This window comes from Paenibacillus sp. KN14-4R (assembly GCF_052180255.1).
GTDB lineage: Bacteria > Bacillota > Bacilli > Paenibacillales > NBRC-103111 > Paenibacillus_AM.
In genome coordinates this window covers 1263324-1283606 of sequence record NZ_CP197466.1, presented here as the reverse complement: position 1 = coordinate 1283606, position 20283 = coordinate 1263324, and the positions used below count along the sequence as shown (strand labels likewise).

Annotated in this window: 19 protein-coding genes; 2 read left to right on the top strand and 17 right to left on the bottom strand. The window is 42.0% G+C overall.

The genetic code is table 11. The annotated features are described in order from the left end of the window. Window positions 1-15: 15 nt before the first annotated feature. Window positions 16-1095, bottom strand: coding sequence for a pyruvate dehydrogenase (acetyl-transferring) E1 component subunit alpha (pdhA, locus tag ACSBOP_RS06090; RefSeq protein WP_442603543.1), 1080 nt, complete (start codon window positions 1093-1095; stop codon window positions 16-18). A gap of 359 nt (window positions 1096-1454) precedes the next feature. Between pdhA and ACSBOP_RS06085 the strand changes: the two genes are divergently transcribed. Next, the gene (locus tag ACSBOP_RS06085; protein WP_442603542.1) at window positions 1455-2183 is read left to right on the top strand and encodes an alpha/beta hydrolase; all 729 of its coding nucleotides are present in this window, start codon (window positions 1455-1457) and stop codon (window positions 2181-2183) included. Here ACSBOP_RS06085 and ACSBOP_RS06080 read toward each other — a convergent pair. The 16 genes from ACSBOP_RS06080 to cymR all read right to left on the bottom strand — a co-directional run bounded on the left by ACSBOP_RS06080 (window position 2180) and on the right by cymR (window position 18918). Continuing rightward, window positions 2180-3040 carry a lipoate--protein ligase family protein gene (locus tag ACSBOP_RS06080; RefSeq protein ID WP_442603541.1) on the bottom strand — a complete coding sequence of 287 codons (861 nt, stop codon included), beginning with the start codon at window positions 3038-3040 and terminating at the stop codon, window positions 2180-2182. The two genes, ACSBOP_RS06085 and ACSBOP_RS06080, sit on opposite strands and share 4 nt — an antisense overlap. 72 nt (window positions 3041-3112) lie before the next feature. After that, window positions 3113-4951, bottom strand: coding sequence for a peptidoglycan D,D-transpeptidase FtsI family protein (locus tag ACSBOP_RS06075; RefSeq protein WP_442603540.1), 1839 nt, complete (start codon window positions 4949-4951; stop codon window positions 3113-3115). A 141-nt stretch (window positions 4952-5092) separates the two neighbouring features. Beyond that, a complete protein-coding gene (locus ACSBOP_RS06070; RefSeq protein WP_442603539.1) occupies window positions 5093-7249 on the bottom strand; it encodes a methyl-accepting chemotaxis protein in 2157 nt (718 codons plus the stop codon). Window positions 7250-7406: 157 nt separating this feature from the next. Beyond that, window positions 7407-8699 (bottom strand): peptidase U32 family protein, encoded by a 1293-nt coding sequence (locus tag ACSBOP_RS06065; RefSeq protein WP_442603538.1) that lies wholly within the window; start codon window positions 8697-8699, stop codon window positions 7407-7409. A gap of 24 nt (window positions 8700-8723) precedes the next feature. Further along, window positions 8724-9656 (bottom strand): peptidase U32 family protein, encoded by a 933-nt coding sequence (locus tag ACSBOP_RS06060; protein WP_442604395.1) that lies wholly within the window; start codon window positions 9654-9656, stop codon window positions 8724-8726. A gap of 43 nt (window positions 9657-9699) precedes the next feature. After that, a complete protein-coding gene (gene mltG, locus ACSBOP_RS06055; RefSeq protein WP_442603537.1) occupies window positions 9700-10779 on the bottom strand; it encodes an endolytic transglycosylase MltG in 1080 nt (359 codons plus the stop codon). A 75-nt stretch (window positions 10780-10854) separates the two neighbouring features. Then, entirely contained in the window at window positions 10855-11151 is a 297-nt protein-coding gene (locus tag ACSBOP_RS06050) for a DUF1292 domain-containing protein (RefSeq protein ID WP_442603536.1), read from the bottom strand. Then, complete coding sequence (locus tag ACSBOP_RS06045) at window positions 11151-11453, bottom strand: DUF1292 domain-containing protein (RefSeq protein WP_442603535.1); 303 nt, start codon at window positions 11451-11453, stop codon at window positions 11151-11153. The genes ACSBOP_RS06050 and ACSBOP_RS06045 overlap by 1 nt, the downstream gene beginning before the upstream one ends. An 8-nt stretch (window positions 11454-11461) precedes the next feature. Further along, window positions 11462-11878, bottom strand: coding sequence for a Holliday junction resolvase RuvX (gene ruvX / locus ACSBOP_RS06040; protein WP_442604394.1), 417 nt, complete (start codon window positions 11876-11878; stop codon window positions 11462-11464). A 17-nt stretch (window positions 11879-11895) separates the two neighbouring features. Next, on the bottom strand, window positions 11896-12156 hold the full coding sequence (locus ACSBOP_RS06035; protein ID WP_442603534.1) for an IreB family regulatory phosphoprotein: 261 nt from the start codon (window positions 12154-12156) through the stop codon (window positions 11896-11898). Window positions 12157-12250: 94 nt separating this feature from the next. Further along, window positions 12251-14881, bottom strand: a complete 2631-nt coding sequence (gene alaS / locus ACSBOP_RS06030; RefSeq protein ID WP_442603533.1) for an alanine--tRNA ligase — start codon at window positions 14879-14881, stop codon at window positions 12251-12253. A 378-nt stretch (window positions 14882-15259) separates the two neighbouring features. Then, window positions 15260-16336 (bottom strand): AI-2E family transporter, encoded by a 1077-nt coding sequence (locus tag ACSBOP_RS06025; RefSeq protein ID WP_442603532.1) that lies wholly within the window; start codon window positions 16334-16336, stop codon window positions 15260-15262. A 191-nt stretch (window positions 16337-16527) separates the two neighbouring features. Then, a complete protein-coding gene (locus ACSBOP_RS06020; RefSeq protein ID WP_258208258.1) occupies window positions 16528-16734 on the bottom strand; it encodes a hypothetical protein in 207 nt (68 codons plus the stop codon). Between the two features lie 9 nt (window positions 16735-16743). Then, entirely contained in the window at window positions 16744-17259 is a 516-nt protein-coding gene (locus tag ACSBOP_RS06015; RefSeq protein ID WP_442603531.1) for a PRC-barrel domain-containing protein, read from the bottom strand. 74 nt (window positions 17260-17333) lie between these two features. After that, window positions 17334-18485 carry a cysteine desulfurase family protein gene (locus tag ACSBOP_RS06010; RefSeq protein ID WP_442603530.1) on the bottom strand — a complete coding sequence of 384 codons (1152 nt, stop codon included), beginning with the start codon at window positions 18483-18485 and terminating at the stop codon, window positions 17334-17336. Window positions 18486-18498: 13 nt separating this feature from the next. Beyond that, entirely contained in the window at window positions 18499-18918 is a 420-nt protein-coding gene (gene cymR, locus ACSBOP_RS06005) for a cysteine metabolism transcriptional regulator CymR (RefSeq protein WP_442603529.1), read from the bottom strand. 219 nt (window positions 18919-19137) lie between these two features. On the opposite strand from cymR, the gene mnmA reads away from it, so the two are divergent. Next, complete coding sequence (gene mnmA / locus ACSBOP_RS06000; RefSeq protein WP_442603528.1) at window positions 19138-20223, top strand: tRNA 2-thiouridine(34) synthase MnmA; 1086 nt, start codon at window positions 19138-19140, stop codon at window positions 20221-20223. Window positions 20224-20283 lie beyond the last annotated feature (60 nt).

Here is a 20283-nt window from a genome sequence, read left to right as displayed (position 1 = left end):
ATTTGTGCCTCCCTCTTAAGAAAAATAAGCCTTTTGCTCTTCTAGATATTTCGGAGTAACTTCGAACATGGAGTCGATTAGACCATTAACTGTCATCTTCTCTGTTTCTTCCGCTTTCTTGATTTGTTCTGCAATTGTAGCTTTTGCTTCTTCTTTTAGTTGTGCTTCTTCTTCTTCAGTCCATAGACCTTTTTTCGTTAAGAAAACGCGGAAGCGATTAAGTGGATCTTTTTCAGCCCATACAGCTTCTTCGTCTTTTGTACGATATTTCGTTGTATCATCCGCCAAGGAATGCGGTTTGTAACGGTAAGTCAACGCTTCGATCAATGTTGCACCTTCACCATTACGTGCACGTTCAGCAGCTTCCGTTACAGCCGTATAAACAGCAAGTACGTCCATACCATCAACTTGAACACCTTTAATACCAGCAGCTAGTGCTTTATGCGCAACGGATTGAGCACCCGTTTGTTTGCTGTAAGGTGTTGTGATCGCATAACCATTGTTTTGTACAAAATAAATGGCAGGCAATTTGAATGCGCCAGCAAAGTTCAAACCTTCATAGAAATCGCCTTCGGAGCTACCGCCATCGCCAGTATAACCGATTGCTACGCGTTTCTCATTACGTTGTTTGAACGCCATTGCAACACCTGTTGCATGCAACATTTGTGCGCCAATAATAATTTGTGGCATCAATACGTGTACATCAGCCGGAATTTGTCCGCCGTGTTGGTGACCGCGGGAGTATAGGAATGCTTGATAAAGCGGAAGACCGTGCCATACAAGCTGCGGCATATCGCGATATCCTGGGCAAATAAAATCATCTTTATTAAGTGCAAATTCAGAACCGATCATGGAAGCTTCTTGTCCAGATACTGGCGCATAGAAACCAAGACGACCTTGACGTCCTAAATTGATTGCACGCTCATCCCAAACACGAGTAAAAACCATTCTACGCATTAATTCGCGCAGCTGGTCGTCGCTAAGTTTAGGCATTTTGTCGTCATTAACTACTGTACCGTCCGGTGCAAGGATCGTTAATGGCGTCACATTTTCTGAGCTTACTTCATAGTTCAGTTTGTTTTGAACCTTACTCATATCATTCACCTCTAGTCATTATTTAGTGAAGCAGAGATCATTACTAACAAAAGAAACAATATCTGATCCACATTAGGAAACACATCATTACTAGAACACTAAGAACTTCGTTTCCTAAAGCATAGGCTTATTACAACTTATCAAGAGCAGTTAGTACAATGAAATTAATTACTAACGCAATGATTTCTGTTATAGTAACATTATAATGCTGTTTTCTTAAAAAGTACACAGTTATTACCTATATACTTACGAATTATTATCTTAGTGAATAGTACAGTTTATGTAAATCTATAATACAGATTAACGTAAAATGTAAACTATTATATGACACTTTTGTAAAAACTGGAGGTTTTCGCTACATGGACAATACCTATTACACCAAAAGAACAATCGTTAAACATATTATTCCCTCAAATTACCTTGGGGCTAATCGCCCAATTCGGATATATTTGCCACCTGGTTATAGCGAATTACTATCTTACCCCGTTATTTATTGCCAAGATGGTGAGCAGTTTTTTAACTTCGGTCGAATTGCAACCTTCTTAACTCAAGGCATTCTAGATGAAGGAATGGAACCTGCAATTGTTGTTGGTGTAGACGTCGATACCTCCATTCGTACAGCGGAATATGCACCAAATGGTCATCTTCACGCAAGCTACTTATCCTTTTTCACAGAAGAGCTTATCCCTTGGGTGGAAGAGAACTATTCTGTACGCACCACATCTGACGAGCGGATCTTAGCAGGAGATTCTCTTGGCGGAACCGTCTCCCTACATCTTGCCATCCATTATCGTGACCTATTTTCCAAAGTTATATCCTTTTCTGGTGCATTTTTTCTCGACACTCGTCAAGCCTTGCAGGAGCAAGAAGATTTATCCTGGCTGGATCTCTACATGTTAATCGGTTTGGACGAAACATCCGTAGAGACTGAACGTGGAACTTTTGACTTTGTGGAAGAGAATCGAGCAACCAAAGAAATTTTGGAGCAAAAAAAGACCAAACTCCTCTATATCGAGAAGCCTGGTCATCATCTTTGGGGATTTTGGCAAAAAGAAATGATGCATGCTTTAAAACATTTTTTAGCTTAAGCCTCTAAAGAGGAAATATCATACCGCTTACGCAGCTGATCGATCATCGCTTGAATGTCCTGCTCGGACGGCAGTTCATCAGGTGTAAACGGTTTGCAAGCTTCATTCGTAAATTCCGAAATAGCATGATGAATACCTTCGATAAATTGCTCTACTGTAAACGGCTGATTCAAAGCCTCGGCAAGCGAAATCATCGAATGCTCCGTTACAAGAGGAAAGGTCGGTTGAGCGGCCTTTCCCTCATACTCCTGATTCCCTCCGAATGCTGCTTCATCATAGAAAGTTTTTACCATGGAAGCCTTCTCCTGCCCCTTACCTTCTACAATGACGAAAGCTTGTACCGCTATTGCATGTGTCTGTCGACGCTGTGCGATTCCACAAAACTTCTGATTACCGATACTTAAATCAAAGTCGCCTGGGCAAAAAGAACCGATTATCTCCCCTTTATTTACTCCATCCGTCCAAAACTGCAAAGCGTTCTGAATGAAACGATACATACGCTCAAAATCTTTACGGAAATCGATATTTCCCTGTAGTTTCGGAGTAATTAGCGTGACATTGACAACACCTGCATCCAGCGGGACTGCTGCACCTCCTGAATTACGCACCGCAACACGATAGCCTTGACGCTCCAAATTCCCTTTAGCTACAGCCGCATTCGGTAGACGACTATCTTTTAGTCCCATAACAAAAGCCTGGGGATGTCTCCAAATATGCACAATTGCATTTGCACCTTCTCCTACACGTCGGCAAAGCAGCTCCTCAAGTGCAAAAGGATATAGGATATCCGTATGATTTAAGTCTTGAGATCGATCCAGCAATTGAACCTTTCCCAAGTTTCGTTCGATATTATTCATGCCTTTCATCTCCTTACTTACAATCCAAGGTCCATGACTTTTCAGTCGTTTCCTTATTGTAAGGGATGCCTATCATCTCTGCAATGGAGTAGTTGCCAGCCCATTCATCATCGCTTTAAATACAGGCAGCACTTGATTCGGATAACCAGGCTCTACATTTTCAGCAACGATAGCCATGGCATAGCGCGGTTTACTAACGGGACCATACCCGATAAACCATTGATTTTCAAAAGATTTCCCTGCGTTTAGGACCTCTGCCGTACCTGTTTTACCCGCTAATTCCCATTTTCCACCTAACAACGCTTGTGCTGTTCCATGTGTCACAACTTCGCGCATCCCATCTAATAAAAAATGTGTTGTGCGAGAGGAAATCCCTTGATTACGAGGAGCAATTACTTGCTCCGGGAACTTTTCCCTCAACAACCCATCTTGAAAGCGAATTTCCTTCACAGCACGAGGTGCTCTTACAACCCCTCCATTAATTAGAGTCACGACTAGATTCGCAGCTTGCAGTGGCGTCATCCGTACATCTCGCTGTCCAATACTAGATTGGACCAACACACCGGGATCTCGACTCGGAATCCCACCGATGAATAATTGTCCCTCTTCTTCCCCATCAAGCTGCTTAAAATTAGATGACTCACGAGTTGCATCCCCCTGCCAGCCTACCGTTGAGAGCACCCCCATCTTTTGTGCATAGTGCGTAATTTGCTCCGCTGTTAGTCGCTGTGCAATTTGAGCAAATGCAATATTACAAGAGTCGGCATATGCTTCCTCTAGCGTAATAATGCCGTGACCTCCTTGTTTCCAGCAATGGAAATCGAACTTTCCTAAATCTCCATTACATTCAAAAAGCTCATTAGGAGACACAACACCTTCCTCTAGAGCCGCTGCTGCTATGACCGTTTTGTAGATAGAGCCTGGAACCGTACTTTTGATCGCAAGATTACTCCAGCTCCCATCTTCTAAATGAATATTAGAGGGATTAAATTTCGGAACGCTTGCCATTGCAACAATATCTGCATTCTTCGTATCCAGAATAACTGCCGCTCCTTGTTTAATCCCCGCCTTCTGCATCAAACTTTCAAGCTGCAGCTGAATATTCTTATCCAGTGTCGTAATGACTTGCAAGGGATAATGATCGTTATCTACCATCATCACTCGTTGACCCAAGCCTTCTAGGAAACGTTCTTTGGCATCCACATAATAAGTGAGCGAAGTCTTGCCAAGTCCAAGCAGCCAGCGCTGAAATGTCTTTTCTAATCCCGCTCCACCTATTTTACTGTCTGTTGTAAGCAGCCCTCGCTTTAGTTCCTGCGCAAAGGTTGTCTCGATTCGGATTGGATTTTGCCCAATATACCCGATTAATTGAGCAGCCAGTGGTGTAGTTTGGTACCTTCTCTTATAATCAACGATCGCTGCATTTTGTAGCTGAAGCTGTTCAATTTGTTTGATCTGATCCTCTGTCAGTGCTATCGGTTCTTCTTGACCCGGCTCTTTCCAAAAATCAGATGATGAATTTAATGTTGCAGCAAAAAAGTTCCACGACTCCAAATTTGTTTTTAAAATAGATATGAGTTTGTTCAACTGCTGCTGGGGTACTAACGTTTTCTTCTTATCTTGCGGGTCTGTATGGAAAAAAACGAGCACAGGGATCGTCTCACCCGTAAGTAATTGCTGATTACGATCATAAAAATCACCCCTGCCGCTATCAAGCTCCAGCCCCCTTTTCCGATGCTGAACCGAATTTGCAACCAAATCAATATGTTCGAAAGAGTAGCGTCTCGGTGTTAAGAGCTGAATCCAGAACAAACGACCGACAAGACATGACACAGCAATACTCATCACAACGACCACAATCGTGATACGTCGACGCATTAAAATAATCAGATCAATTTGAGGAATTCGCATGCTTAATTACCTCCTTCCACTACAAGTACTACTAGTATCGACGTTACGATTCACACTCAAACCTAAGGAGAAACGATCCCTATCGAACAAAAAAAGAAGACCCTGCTTATGTCAGGAGTCTTCCACTTTTGTTTGAATATCTTAAATTTTGAATCGAGATAAACTCTCCTTCAAGGAATTGGATAAATCCCCGAGTTTATCCGATAACTTCACAAGGTTCTCAGAGATTGATAACTGTTCGGTGCATAGGGATGCAACTTCTTCAGAAGTAGCTAGAGACTCTTCTGCAACCGCACTAACACTTGTCATCGCTCCAGCTAATACATTTTGTGATTGATCCAATTCAACGATCGAGTCACTCACTTCACTTAATTGAACAATGAAGCCACTCATCTGCTCGTGAACTTGATCAAAGATCGTATTTGCTTCTTTTACAGAAACAATCTGTTCATTGAATATTGGATTTGCATTTGTAAGCACATGAACGGTTTCTTCAATTCCAGCTTGAATCGTCTCCGTAATCTGGCCTACAACTTCAATGGATTGCTTGGATTGGTCTGCGAGTTTGCGAATCTCATCCGCAACAACCATGAATCCTTTACCCGCAACTCCTGCTCTTGCCGCTTCAATCGTTGCATTGAGGGACAAAATGTTTGTTTGTTTCGTCATGTTATTGAGTAAATCCAATATCTTACGAATGGAGCTTGTACTGTCTTTCAATTTATTCACATTCAAAGCCATCGAACGTACTAATTCTTCAGTAATATTCGTCTTGGAGATGAGCTCACCCATATATTGAGTACCCTTCTCACTTGACGAACGAACTTCGCCTGCTGCAGTACCCATTTCCAAATTGGAATGAATAACGTTCTTCATCTTTTCTGTAATATGATGGGTTAACTCGGATCCTTTTTCAGATTCATTAGCCAACCCTGCTGCCCCATTAGAAATTTCATCCGTTGCAACAGCGATTTCCTTAGCTGCTGTCGCTGTCGTCTTAGAAGCATGTGTAAGCTCAGCCGCAGTCTCAAGAACTTCTTGAGCCGATTGATTCGTCTGTTTCACTAAGCTAGTAATTTCTTGCATCATCAGGTCAAAGCTCTGACCCAATTGACCGATCTCATCTTGAGACTTGAATCTCGAACGAACTGTCAGATTACCACTCGCACCTTCACGCATTAGATTCATTAAAGCTTTTAAAGGTTTACCAATCATGCGAACGATGAAGAGACCAATTAAAATAGCAAGGATAGCTGCAATGATAGCTGCATAGATCGTTACATTAAAAATCTGATCGGCGTCTCTTACTAACTCTCGAATCGGAACACTACCGACTATGAACCAATTCGTAACGGCAGATCGTGCATATACAACTTGCTGGTCATCACGCTGCATGGAACCTTTGTCTACTTGTAGTTCATTTTGATTCAATTCTACAGCTGATTTTTTCCCGATTTTATCCGCTTGTTCGGAATAAATAAGGATATTGTTGGAATCTGTTATTACAATATCATCCTGATCGCCTAAATGAATCATATCGATATCTTTTGCAATCGTATTCAGTGAGATTTCAATCACGAGGACACCAATCGAGCCACCTAGAGAATTGACATCATTAATGACCCTGCCAATTGCCACCTCATCTTTATTCTGGGAAACAGATTTAGAACCATTCGAAATCCATACCGTTTTACCTTGCTGATCCACAACATTCTTGAACCAACCATTATCACTGGTATCTGTTTCATTTGGCATATCCCCATAAAGCTTAAGCTGCTTGCCATCCATACTATACAGCTGAATCGACTTCACATTCGTATCCGTAAGTATGAATTGATTCAGCTTATCACTCATTGATCGAGTTGTTTGTAAATATTCGTAGCTGCCTTCTTTCTGCTTTTTAACTGCTTCAATTTGAGATTTCAGGTTATTATCTGAAATAAGCTGAAGGGACATTTTCTCATAAGTTGAAAAGAAATAATCTAACTTCTGCTGCGCAAGCACAATCGCTTCTGAAGAAACTTTGGACACCTTCGTCTGAATAACACTTTTTGAGATTTGATAAGATAAAATCCCAACCGTTAATACAAATACTAGAATAGAAACAAAAAAGATAACAAATAATTTAAGTCCTACTGAACGCAGCGGATTAACGAGCCGAACCCCATTATTAGAGGATTGTCTTTCACTTCCACTTGCTAAGGCTTTAGTCTTAGGTTTGAGTTTGCCAACTAAACCAAGGACTTGATTACCTACCTTCTTGCTTAGAGATACAATAGTTTCTAACCATTTGGACATCTTCCTCAATCACCACCATGAAGTATACTTTTTTTGTTGTATAGTATGTATCGGCATTTATGTAAAAAAAACTTAATTTTCAAAGATTAACTTTCTGAATTCGACACAATAAAAATAGCCCTCTTGACCTAAAAAGAAGTCAAAAGGACTAGTTTCATTATTTCCCTACTTTTTTCCGCATCATATCAAATTCACTAACAGGCTGATTCGTATGAATTTTGATCACTTGCAGAGGGTGTCTCGCTGCATCTAGCTCATTACCTTCTTCATCCCAGATCGTTTCAATCATTTGTTTGAAGTAAGTACCGTTAGGCCCGAAGAACTCAACATCTTGACCTTTTTTAAAATGATTACGCTGTTGAATCGTAGCCATTCCAGTCGCTTCATCATACCCAAGCACAAGACCTGTAAAGTCATAACCAATCGCTTTATCTTCTGGCTCATAGATGTGATCTTCACGACCAGGTACATCAAAGAAAAATCCAGTGTTAAGTGGACGATTCGCGGCTTTGTAGATTTCCTCCAGCCATTGCTGCTTAAGCTTAAATTCTTCTGGATTATCAAAATAAGCATCAATTGCTTGGCGGTAAGCATTCACAACTGTTGCTACATAGTGAATACTCTTCATACGACCTTCAATTTTAAAAGAATCCACACCCGATTCAATCATCGCTGGAATATGCTCAATCATGTACAAGTCTTTGGAACCCATTGTGAAAGAATCATCTTCTTGCGCAAACAAAGGAAGACCACTTGCAAGTGGTGAATCGGCTAATGGCTGATCCGTCGCAAACAAATCGTATTTCCAGCGGCATGATTGTGAGCAACCCCCACGATTCGAATCACGATCTGTAAAGTGATTGGACAATACGCATCGACCCGACCAGGAGGAACACATTGCGCCGTGTACGAAAGTCTCAATCTCAACTTCCACGTTACGCTTGATCTCATCAATCTCTTCCATACTTGCTTCACGGCCTAGCACAACACGGTCAATACCTTCTTCTTTCCAGTACTTCACCGCGAGCCAGTTCACAGTCGACTGCTGTGTACTTAAGTGAATCTCAATACCTGGTGCAACACGCTTACACGTCTCAATAATAAGGGGATCGGCCACGATAATTGCAGCAACACCAGCGCCTGCAATATCGCGCAAATAGGCTTCTAATCCTTCAATATCTTCGTTATGCGCAAAAATATTCGTCGCTACAAATACTTTCGCACCGTATTTAGCTGCAAACTCCACGCCTTCACGCATTTCTTCGATGGAGAAATTATCCGCATTGGAGCGCAATCCGTATTTCTGTCCACCGATATATACCGCATCAGCGCCGTAATGTACAGCAAATTTCAATTTTTCCAAGTTTCCTGCTGGTGCCAACAATTCAGGTTTATCCAATCTTACCCGTTTGCCGCGTGCACGAGCTTCAACCACTGCGTCAACATTCATTCCATTCACCTCTTTATTTACAACCTAGTATACTTGCTCTTTGAAGAAGAATCCGAAAGATAACTCACGATCAGGATCTTGAAGCTCACGAATCGAATCTAACCATTCTTCCTTAAATGTATAGTTCTCAGGATCAGCTGTATAAGCTTCAATGGCTGCACGGTAGCTTTTCACTGTTGCTACGTTATAAGCCAACGACTTCATCAAGCCTTCGATATAAAGCACATCGATATTACCTGCCATTACTTCATCTAAACTCTCCAGCATGCAAATATCGTCAGAACTCATAATATGAGTGCCTGTCGTATCTTCAAAAATCGGGTAACGCTCATCTTGACGTTCTTGTTCAATTAAATACAAACCACGCTTGATTGAGCGATCTTGACTTCCTGCATCGCCCTTTTCTTGATGCTCAAGGTAGCTGCGCACAAGTTCACGTCTGGAATGATAAATGTTTGTAATTCCATGTACTTGAACCTGTACCGCAAGATCGCAGTGTTGTTTAAAATCAATCACTTCTTCTAAGTTAAGCTCACGTGCTAAGAATACGCGGGAAGCACCCTTTGTTCCCCAATAGTTCGCCGTAATATAGTTCGTGGAAGTCATTTCCGCGTTCCAATGCAGCTTCAACTTTACACCCGTTTCTTTCACAGCCATGAGTACGGCAGGATCACCAAATAAAATACCATCTACGCCTGCATTATCAAGTCCACGAAGATAGTCGGGTAAAATCGCAACTTGCTCATTAGTCATGATTTGATTCACAGACACATATACCTTAGCTCCGCGCGCATGTGCCCACTCTGCTGCCTCTTTTAGCTCAGCTACGGATACATCTCCAGCAAGACGTAATCCAAATGTATGCTCCCCCATCGTCACAGCATCTGCCCCTGCTTCGATCAATTGACGCATTTCTTCTAACGAGCCCGCACTTACGAGCAATTCTGGTTTTTTCATAGGTACCTCACTTCCAACGACAAGCATACCTGCTTGCATTTCTTTATTTTTTGCTTTCTGCATTGTTTTTCTGATGCTCTTCGAATGTTTCCGCGAACAAATGCTCTTTGGAACCATCTTTCTTTGTTACATAGAACAAGTACTTAGACGCTTCTGGATAAAGCGCAGCACGAATGGAATCCAAGCTCGGAGAGCCAATTGGTCCAGGTGGAAGCCCTGCATTCAAATACGTATTATAAGGACTTTCAATCTTTAAATCCTTCAATAATAAGCGTTCTTTTGGCTTGTCGAACAAATATTGAATCGTCGCATCAATTTGCAGCGGCATTTTCTTGTTTAACCGATTATAGATGACACCCGCAACAAGCCCACGTTCCTTATCTACGGCGACTTCTTTTTCAATTAATGAAGCGATCGTCAGCATTTCATGAAAAGTCACATTGTGCTTCGTTAACTGATCTTTCCACCCAATCGGCAGCTGCTCAAGCTTGCTATCTAACTCTTCCGTCATCCGTACAATAATATCCTTCTCTGTTGACCCTTTCTTAAACTCATAAGTCTCTGGGAAAAGATATCCCTCTAATGGATGACGCAGTTTATCATTGTTCGGAATTTGCAGTGCAACTTCAGAAGTAAGACCAGTCGGCTGATCCACTTGCTTTAAAAATACATCGGCATTAAATTCAGTCAATCCTTTAAGCTTATCAAAAATTTGCTGAATCGTGTAGCCCTCAGGAATTGTCAATCGAACCATTTCTTCTTTCACAATCAAGCCTTTATTTAATTGATCAATGATTTGGTCAAATGTAACACCTGGAGTCATCGCGTATTCACCTGCTTTAAAAAGCGACCCTTGATTGTTCCACTTCAAGTAACCCATAAATACAGCAGCATTACGAATAAGTCCTTTTTCTTCAAGGAGACTCGAAATTTTACGCGTCCCCATTCCCTGTTCGATTTTCACTCGTACTTCCTTATCCCCTGCAGGAGTTGGCTTTAACTGTTGATAAACATAGATGAATGAACCTGCCCCTACTAACAGCAGAAGAATCACGATTACGAGCAACACACGGACCGCGGTGCGTTTAGGCTTCTTTTTTGCCGGTTCGTTCCATTGTTCCATAATTGATATTGATCCTCCATCTTAACTTGTCATATCACATAAAAAGAGCGGAATGGACTCCGCTCCTCATCAATCTTACTGGTCGATTTCAATTGGGTAAGCAATTTCGTCATACACTTCAGATACAGCTTCCCACTCATCGTCGTCTTCAATCGTTTCAAGCTCATATTGCCCTTCAGTAGAAGATGTTATGCGATAAATAACGACTTCTTCTTCCTTTTTATGCTCATCGGATTGAAGCACCGCATATTTGGAACCTTCATAATCGAACTCAGCCATAATCTTGAAGACAGTGGATTCTTCTTGCTCATCGACAAGAATGATCTCGTCACCATAAACACCTTGTAATACATTCGTCTGGATGAAACTCATTAATTGTCTTCCTCCATCTCAGCGACAAGAGTTGCAAAAGTTTCTTCTACAATCTCCCACTCTTCTTCATTCTCAATGGTATATAACTTCAAGTCATCACCATTCTCGTCTTCTTCATAACGGAATGCATAGACTTCATCTGTTTCTTCATCCCCATCTACAGGGACAACCATCATATATTTTTTATCAGAACCATCCACATCAAACTTCATGATAACTTCAAATTCTTCCTCATTTCCTTCATCATCGGGAATGTAAATGATTTCAGGTTCTTCCATGTTGTTAGGTTCATTGTTAGCCATAATTTCCCTCACCTCTTCATCTTAGAATCCATATATCCCTGGAGGATAAGAGCGGCAGCCATTTTATCGACAACAGCTTTACGCTTTTTACGAGAAACATCTGCCTCAAGCAGAGTCCGAGTCGCCGATACAGTAGTCAATCTCTCATCCCAAAGATGTACGGGTAATTGAAATTTTTCTTGTAATTCTTTAGCAAATGCCATGCAAAGCTCACCACGTGGACCAATGGTAGCATTCATATTTTTCGGTAATCCAACTACAATCTCTTGAACTTCGTACTCCCGAATAATCTGACTTAATCTCTCCCAATCACTTTCCACACTTTTACGACGGATCACTTCTAATCCTTGTGCTGTAAAGCCGAGTAAGTCACTGAGCGCCACGCCAATCGTTCTGTCCCCGTAGTCTAATCCCATGAGTCTAATCACTACATATCAGTCCTTCATTTATGCTGACTAAGATACGAGCGAACCAGTTCTTCAACTAACTCGTCGCGTTCTCTCTTACGGATGAGGCTGCGCGCGTTGTTATGACGCGGAATGTAAGCCGGGTCTCCAGATAGAAGGTACCCTACAATCTGATTAATTGGATTATATCCCTTCTCCTGCAGCGCATTATAAACGGTAAGAAGAACCTCTTTGGGCGTAACATCGATTTCTTCAGCTTTCATGCTGAATTTCATTGTTTTATCCATCGAATTCACCGTATACACCTCCATTCCGATCTACAAAACTCTTACTTATTATCTCACAAAACGCCGTTACAAGATAGCAAATATACGGTCACATTTGAAAATATTACGTCAAAATCGTTGAAACTAGCGCTTCTACGGACTGCAGAGCTTCTTCTAGCTTCGCAGGTTCTTTACCTCCTGCTTGCGCCATATCCGGACGACCACCGCCAGAACCGCCGCATTTCGAAGCGACTTCTTTAATGATCTTTCCTGCATGGAAGCCTTTTGCAATCAAGTCCTGTGTAACTGCTGTTACAAGGTTTACCTTATCACCTGAAGCGGCACCTAATACGATTACAGCAGATCCTAATTTATTCTTCATCTCATCCACAATATTGCGAAGAGAATCCATATCCTGTGCATTAACTGCTGCCGCAAGAACTTGCACGTCACCAATTTGTTTCACTTGATCGCTAAGTGATCCTGCTTCAATATGACTTAATTTACTACGTAAAGAATCGATCTCACGTTGCATTTCTTTAATGTTCACAAGGGTAAGTTCTACACGCTTCGGCACATCGTTAATGTTCGATTTTAACAATTCTGCAGCATCCTTTAAGAGGTTAAGCTGCCCATCCATATATTCATAAGCAGCACGACCTGTCACAGCTTCAATACGACGTACGCCGGAGCCGATACCGGATTCAGATGCAATTTTGAAAATACCAATTTGTCCTGTTGTCGCTACGTGACAGCCTCCGCACAGCTCTAAGCTATAATCGCCGATTTGTACAACACGAACAACATCGCCATACTTCTCGCCGAATAGAGCCATTGCACCCATTGCCTTCGCTTCGTCAATCGCTTTAGTCGTAATGGATACAGGTGTGTTCAACCAAATTTGTTTGTTGACACGAAGCTCAATTTCTTGCAATTCTTCGGCAGTAATCGAACCAAAGTGAGAGAAGTCAAACCGCAAACGTTCAGCTTCCACTAAGGAACCTGCTTGATTTACATGTGTTCCTAGCACTTCTTTGAGCGCTTTATGCAGCAAGTGTGTCGCAGTATGGTTCTTGATAATATCTTCGCGATTTTCTTGTGCAATTTCAGCTAACACCTCATCGCCTTTACGCAATACACCTGATTCTACGTGAACCGTATGCACGAATTGACCGTGTGGTGCTTTGCCTACTTCTTCAACGACGAGTGTCACTTGATCATTCTTCATTGTACCTGTATCGCTGACCTGACCACCGCTTTCTGCATAGAAAGGTGTGCGATCTAAGATCACTTGACAAGTCTCACCAACCCCTACGAATTCAACGAATTGCTGCTCGTGTACGATGGCAATTACTTTAGCAGATACTCCCATTTCATTATAACCAACAAATTCGCTTTTATCCGTTAATTGGCTTAATGGGCCGCCTTGGACTTTCATGGAATCAGAATCTTGACGAGCAGCACGCGCGCGATCACGCTGTTCCTGCATCGCAACATCAAAACCTGCTTGATCGACTTTCATTCCTTTTTCAGCAGCAAAATCTTCCGTTAAGTCAAACGGGAAACCATACGTATCATACAATTTGAATGCATCAGCTCCTGAGATTTCAGAGGAACCGTTCTCGTGTGCTTTTTCAACCATTTCAGCCAGAATGTTCAATCCATCAGACAATGTCTCGTGGAAACGTTCTTCTTCCAAACGAATGATTTTCTCAATAAACTCACGTTTTTCAACAATTGCCGTGTAATGGGAGCCCATCACTTCACATACAACAGGCGTTAACGTGTGCAAGAACGGCTTGTCCATACCGAGTACTTTTCCATAACGTACTGCACGGCGCAGCAAGCGACGGATAATGTAACCACGGCCTTCGTTCGATGGAAGTACGCCATCTCCAACCGCGAACACAACTGTACGGATATGGTCGGCAATCACTTTAAGTGCAACGTCATGTTCCGCATTCACGTGGTATTCAACTTTAGCCATTTCACACGTTTTCTCGATGTAAGGCATGAACAAATCTGTATCAAAGTTCGAATCTACGTCTTGTAAAATGGAAGCAAAGCGCTCAAGTCCTGCACCTGTATCAATGTTCTTCTTCGGAAGCGGCGTATAAGAGCCATCTTTGTTATGGTTGAATTGGGAGAATACATTGTTCCATACTTCTAGGAAACGTTCATTCTCACCACCTGGCCAGCATTCAGGATCGCTTAAATCGCCGTACTTATCTCCACGGTCGTAGAAAATTTCGGTACACGGACCACATGGTCCTTCACCAATGTCCCAGAAGTTATCTTTACCTAGCTTGTAGATACGCTCTTCAGGCAGACCAATTTTCTTATTCCACAAATCGAATGCTTCTTGGTCCTCTTCATATACGGTTACGGAAATACGTTCTGGGTCAAAGCCGATCCACTTCGGATCGCTCAAGAATTCCCAAGCCCAAGTAATTGCTTCTTCTTTAAAATAATCACCAATCGAGAAGTTACCCAACATTTCGAAGAATGTATGATGACGGCGTGTTTTACCGACATTTTCAATATCGTTCGTACGAATACATTTTTGTGCATTTACAATGCGGGGATTCTCAGGAATTTCTCTTCCGTCAAAATATGGCTTGAGCGGCGCCATACCTGCGTTAATCCATAACAAAGATGGATCATTATGCGGTACAAGCGGTGCACTCGGCTCTACTTTATGACCTTTTTCTTCAAAAAACTGCAACCATTTCGAACGAATTTCACTTGATTTCATTGGAAGAAGCCCCCTTAAACAATCTTTTTTTATGGAAAAAAACAAAAAATCGCCCCTACAAACAGGGACGAATTCATATTCGCGGTACCACCCTGGTTATTGCAATCGTTTACTTACCTATCGATTAAGCAATCTCCTTGTGCGGACGAATAACGGGTCCAACCGGCAGAGTTCATCTGCACTCCGAAATTAGCAGTTGATTATTCTTCACGTAAGGTTCTTACACCCAGCTTCGTCTTCCATCTGATGAGCTTCAGATAAACTTTCGAATCCGTAACCTTTTCTCTGTACCGTGGTCTATAATCGACTATGTTTTCATCAACATTTTATATAAGGAAAATTATATCTAGACGGTAAAAGCATGTCAACTCTAACCCCTTACACTTTCTTTGTTTTTCGATGTACATAGTATTTGAACACATGCTGGACAATAACTTTTAATACAGCAAAGAATGGCACTGCAAGAATAAGTCCCATCATTCCCGCCACTTCTCCACCTACGAGCAGAACCATAATAATCGTCAGTGGATGCATATGTAAGGTACGTCCGACCACCTGCGGTGATATCACATTTCCCTCTAAAATCTGAATGATCGTGTTCACGATTATGACGAGCGTCACTAATTTGAAAGAAATCGTTGAAGCCATAAGAATTGCGGGTGCAGCTCCTAAGAACGGTCCAAGATACGGAACAATATTAAATACGGCGACAATAAATGCGAGCAGCAGCGGATAAGGCATCCCAATCGTCCAATAGCCCATATATGCAAAAACGCCAATTATTAAACAGACCAGGAGCTGACCACGGATATAGCTGCCAAGCGCTGTGTCGATATCAATAAGCAATGACACCACTTCTTTGCGATGGGATCGCGGTACGATCGCAAGAGCAGTCCGTTCAATGATTTGAAAATCTTTGAGAATATAGAAGGCCAAGAACGGTACGATAAAGGCTACGAATAATGTATTAAGCGTACTACCGATCCCATTGATATAGCTCGTAATCGATTGCGAGACGACCTCATTCATTTTCAACAGTGAATTGTTAAACCCCATCCGAATCGAGTCTGGCAAAAATTTATTTTGATTAAACCCATCCATAAAAATTCGCACACGCGTCGTTAGTTCAGGTAAATGCTCATTTAACTCATCCAGCTGCTTAATAAAAACCGGTATCAGATTCATAAAGATAACGGTCAGTAAGGTGAAAAATAGCGCATATATCAAAAGAATCGCGATTGTCCGCGGTACTCGACGTTGATTCAACATATTTACTATTGGATTTAATACATACGAGATGATCATCGCCACAAAGAACGGTGCCAGCACCGCCTCTAAAAATTGAAAGATACCCATCAAAAGAGGCTTGATTTGTAACATCATAAACAAGGTAAGTAACCCGAGCAGCGCGAACACTAAGCCTACAAACCATGGACTTCTCCAAAATCGCTCCATTCGTACCACCTCCTTGTACATGAAAACTTTCTTAGCAACGTATTACAGAAAGTATATGTACAACCTCTAAAAAATAATCCCTGTCCAAACGAGAAAAAGCGCCGAATCTAAGCAGTACACTCCCCCATTGATGGGAAGGTACAGCTAAATTCGACGCATATAAAGTCGGGCAGCCCAAGCACCCGTTATGGTTAGTTGGCGTGTACTTGCGGCATATCTTGCATTTCTTCTTCAAAAAACAAGTCATCAAGTGAACTTAGAGTCCCGTCTTCTTCCACCTGATAGACAGACATTTTCTCGCCATGAACACTAAGCTCAATGAAGCAGCCCCAGCAATAAAATTGATGGGAGCCGATTTTCCCTATATCTTTTGAATTACAATTTGGACAACGCATCATAATCTCACCCTATTCCTCTTTGTCTACAATGAAATCCTTTAATTGATCTTGACAGTGAACAGGAACGATGAGTGCATCTTCACCTTGTATCACTGGTTCCTCATAAGGAAGCCACTTGCGACCTTCTATTAAATCGGAAATGAATCCTTCGGATAATTCAAACCCTATTATTTTATTTCCCAATTGTTCCTCTAAATAAACGTCCTCAACATATCCGAGTTGGATACCATTAGTCGTAACGACCGGAAGACCCTTTACTTTTCGCTTACCATCCAGCAATGTAATGCTTTCTGCATCCCATTCGGTTAATAAGTTGTTTTCCTCTACCGTCAACGCATCATCACCGCATGAGGAGAGACTTTCCCATTTCATATATTGTGGGGTCGTAAACCAATTTTTTTGACGAAGACAAATTCCATGAACTTGCCACTCTTGACTAATAAGTAAATCGTTCACATTGCCAACCTTTTTTCCAGTTTGTAAACAGAAAATCGGAAGCCCGACAATATTCCGTGCTTTTCGCAAGTTCTTCTACCTCCATCCGATGTTTTCGGATTTCGGCGCCCTTAATTAGTCAATCAAAATCGTTTCGTATCCCTCTATATACGTGTACGTTTCACGATGGTTGCAATTTTCTGGGCAGCCGTTTCAATTTCCTCCATAGAATTCCCAATTCCTACGCTAAATCGCACCGCAGACAATGTAACATTTTCTGGTAAATGCATCGCTTTAAGAACATGGGATATTTCTAAGGAACCGGAAGTACAAGCCGACCCACTTGCAGCAGCTACTCCATCAAGGTCCAAATTCATCAACAATGTCTCTGTATCAAGTCCAACGAAACTGATGTTAAGAATATGCGGTAATCGCTCAGTTAGATGCCCATTAATTACCCAGTTGTCACCGACAGGTCCAAGCTCGGCTTCTAGCTTATTAATCATCGCTTGTCGTAATTGCTCGGCGTGTGCTACTCGAGATGTTAACTCTTCTGTAGCTAACTTTATCGCCTTAGCAAATCCAACAATTCCTGCCACATTTTCTGTACCACTGCGTCGTTTACGTTCTTGACCGCCACCGTGCTGATACGCTTTTAAAGGGACATGTTTCGCAACATACAATGCGCCTACCCCTTTTGGACCATTAATTTTGTGAGCAGAAAAGCTCATTAAATCAACGGGTAAGCTTGCCAGATGAAGTGGAATTTTGCCTAGCGCTTGAACGCCATCCACATGAAAGATCACTTGGTGCTTACGAGCGAGCTCACCGATTTGCTCGATAGGTTGAACCGTGCCGACTTCATTATTACCATACATAACGGAGATCAGGGCCGTGTCTGGTCGAATTGCATTTGCAATTTCCTCGACTGACACAAGTCCAGTTGAATCAACGCTTACGTATGTAACTTCATAACCCATCTTTTCTAGCTCGTTACAAGGATGAAGAACACAGTGATGTTCAATTTGCGACGTGATTATGTGCTTCTTTTCACTACCTAGTGTCTGCATCATACCGAACAGGGCCAAGTTGCTACTTTCTGTACCACCGCTCGTAAATATGATCTCTGATGAATGACAGCCTAAGTGCATCGCAATGGCGTCCCGCGAACGGTTAAGTGCATTGCGTGCCTCACGTCCATAGGCATGAAGGGAGGAAGGATTGCCGAATGCTTCCAAATAGTATGGAAGCATTGCTTCTAGTACGTCAGGATGAAGAGGTGACGTAGCCGCATAATCTAAATAGATCGATTTCATAGTCAATCACCTACTAAATATAAAACATATAGTTATCTTGTTTGCCTTCGTCTTTAAAATAAATAAGATTAGCCAAGGTCGTGGAATCCAAAACCTCTGCAATCGAATCACGAATACGGATCCATAGATCACGTTTGGCTGGATCATCTTCTTCCGTGAAATCCACCGGAGAAATCGGACCCTCCAATACTCGAATTACTTCTCCCGCAGTCACTTCTTCGGGATTTTTAGAAAGTATATATCCGCCATAGGCTCCGCGAATGCTTTTCACAAGCCCAGCATTTCGAAGTGGAGCAACCAGTTGTTCTAAATAGTGTTCGGATAATTGATGTTTCTCAGCAATACTTTTAAGTGAGGTAGGACCTTCACCCATCCGTGTACCAAGCTCCATCATAATCGTTAAGCCGTAGCGACCTTTTGTGGAAATTTTCAAACAAAGCACCTCATTTGACTATCTTTCATCTTACATTTCAAGGTTTACCTATTTGTCTATCATGTAAACCAATTTTTTTAGAGAGTTTATCAGAATACATGTTAACATAATTATAACAATTATATAAGAAAAAAAGTTACATATCGATGACATATTTTATAATTCGGTCCAAAAACGTTATAATAGTCTGGACAGACGATTGAAAGTGAGGTTCAAACCATGAGTGATAAAGCGCGTGTCGTGTTAGGCATGTCTGGAGGGGTCGACTCCTCTGTGGCTGCACTGCTACTAAAAGAGCAAGGCTATGACGTCATTGGCGTTTTTATGAAAAATTGGGATGATACGGATGAATTTGGACACTGCACAGCGGAAGAAGACGCAGAAGATGTTCGCCGTGTATGTGATCAGATCGGAATCCCTTTTTATACGGTAAATTTTGAAAAGCAATACATGGATAAAGTATTCGCTTACTTCTTAGATGAATACCGCGCAGGACGAACTCCTAATCCAGATGTTTTGTGCAATCGCGAGATTAAATTCGGTGAATTTTTGCAAAAGGGACTTGCCCTTGGTGCTGAATTCATCGCAACGGGTCATTATGCACAGGTCGAAGAGCGTGATGGCGAATTCGTTCTACTGCGTGGGAATGATTCCAATAAAGATCAAACGTATTTCTTACATGCACTAAATCAATATCAATTATCCAAAGCCATGTTCCCGATTGGACATATGCCGAAACCTCAAGTACGGGAAATTGCTGCCGCTGCCGGTCTTGCAACTGCGAAGAAAAAAGATTCAACAGGCGTATGCTTCATTGGAGAACGTAACTTTAAAGAGTTCCTAAGTTCCTACCTACCTGCCCAGCAAGGTGACATCCGCACCTATGACGGTGAAGTGAAGGGACGTCACGATGGACTCATGTACTACACGCTCGGCCAACGTCAAGGGCTTGGTATTGGTGGAGCTGGTAACGGCGAACCTTGGTTTGTAGCTGGTAAAGATCTGGATCGCAATATTTTGTACGTTGTTCAAGGTGATAAAGACCCGCATCTGTATTCCACCAGTCTATCTGCCGTACAAGTGAACTGGATTTCCCCAGTGAAACCGCAAGGTGAATATAAATGCACAGCGAAATTCCGCTATCGTCAGGCAGATCAAGGTGTAACGATGAAATTCTTGGATGACAACACTTGCGAAGTCGTGTTCGATCAACCGCAAAAAGCAATCACTCCGGGACAATCCGTTGTATTCTATGACGGTGAGATCTGCCTCGGTGGCGGTATTATCGACATCGTGAAACAATAAAATAACTTATCGAGCAGATAAGTAAGAACCAATTGAACAAAAAGCCAAAGCACCACTGCA

Bases quoted from the DNA above. Each gene is read 5' to 3' on its own strand.
- ACSBOP_RS06060 (WP_442604395.1), bottom strand. From the start codon at position 9,656: ATGAAAAAACCAGAATTGCTCGTAAGTGCGGGCTCGTTAGAAGAAATG.
- ACSBOP_RS06050 (WP_442603536.1), bottom strand. From the start codon at position 11,151: ATGAGTTTCATCCAGACGAATGTATTACAAGGTGTTTATGGTGACGAG.
- mnmA (WP_442603528.1), top strand. From the start codon at position 19,138: ATGAGTGATAAAGCGCGTGTCGTGTTAGGCATGTCTGGAGGGGTCGAC.
- ACSBOP_RS06020 (WP_258208258.1), bottom strand. From the start codon at position 16,734: ATGATGCGTTGTCCAAATTGTAATTCAAAAGATATAGGGAAAATCGGC.
- ACSBOP_RS06075 (WP_442603540.1), bottom strand. From the start codon at position 4,951: ATGCGAATTCCTCAAATTGATCTGATTATTTTAATGCGTCGACGTATC.
- alaS (WP_442603533.1), bottom strand. From the start codon at position 14,881: ATGAAATCAAGTGAAATTCGTTCGAAATGGTTGCAGTTTTTTGAAGAA.
- ACSBOP_RS06010 (WP_442603530.1), bottom strand. From the start codon at position 18,485: ATGAAATCGATCTATTTAGATTATGCGGCTACGTCACCTCTTCATCCT.
- ACSBOP_RS06045 (WP_442603535.1), bottom strand. From the start codon at position 11,453: ATGGCTAACAATGAACCTAACAACATGGAAGAACCTGAAATCATTTAC.
- ACSBOP_RS06070 (WP_442603539.1), bottom strand. From the start codon at position 7,249: ATGTCCAAATGGTTAGAAACTATTGTATCTCTAAGCAAGAAGGTAGGT.
- ACSBOP_RS06085 (WP_442603542.1), top strand. From the start codon at position 1,455: ATGGACAATACCTATTACACCAAAAGAACAATCGTTAAACATATTATT.
- ACSBOP_RS06080 (WP_442603541.1), bottom strand. From the start codon at position 3,040: ATGAATAATATCGAACGAAACTTGGGAAAGGTTCAATTGCTGGATCGA.
- ACSBOP_RS06025 (WP_442603532.1), bottom strand. From the start codon at position 16,336: ATGGAGCGATTTTGGAGAAGTCCATGGTTTGTAGGCTTAGTGTTCGCG.
- ACSBOP_RS06065 (WP_442603538.1), bottom strand. From the start codon at position 8,699: ATGAATGTTGACGCAGTGGTTGAAGCTCGTGCACGCGGCAAACGGGTA.
- mltG (WP_442603537.1), bottom strand. From the start codon at position 10,779: ATGGAACAATGGAACGAACCGGCAAAAAAGAAGCCTAAACGCACCGCG.
- pdhA (WP_442603543.1), bottom strand. From the start codon at position 1,095: ATGAGTAAGGTTCAAAACAAACTGAACTATGAAGTAAGCTCAGAAAAT.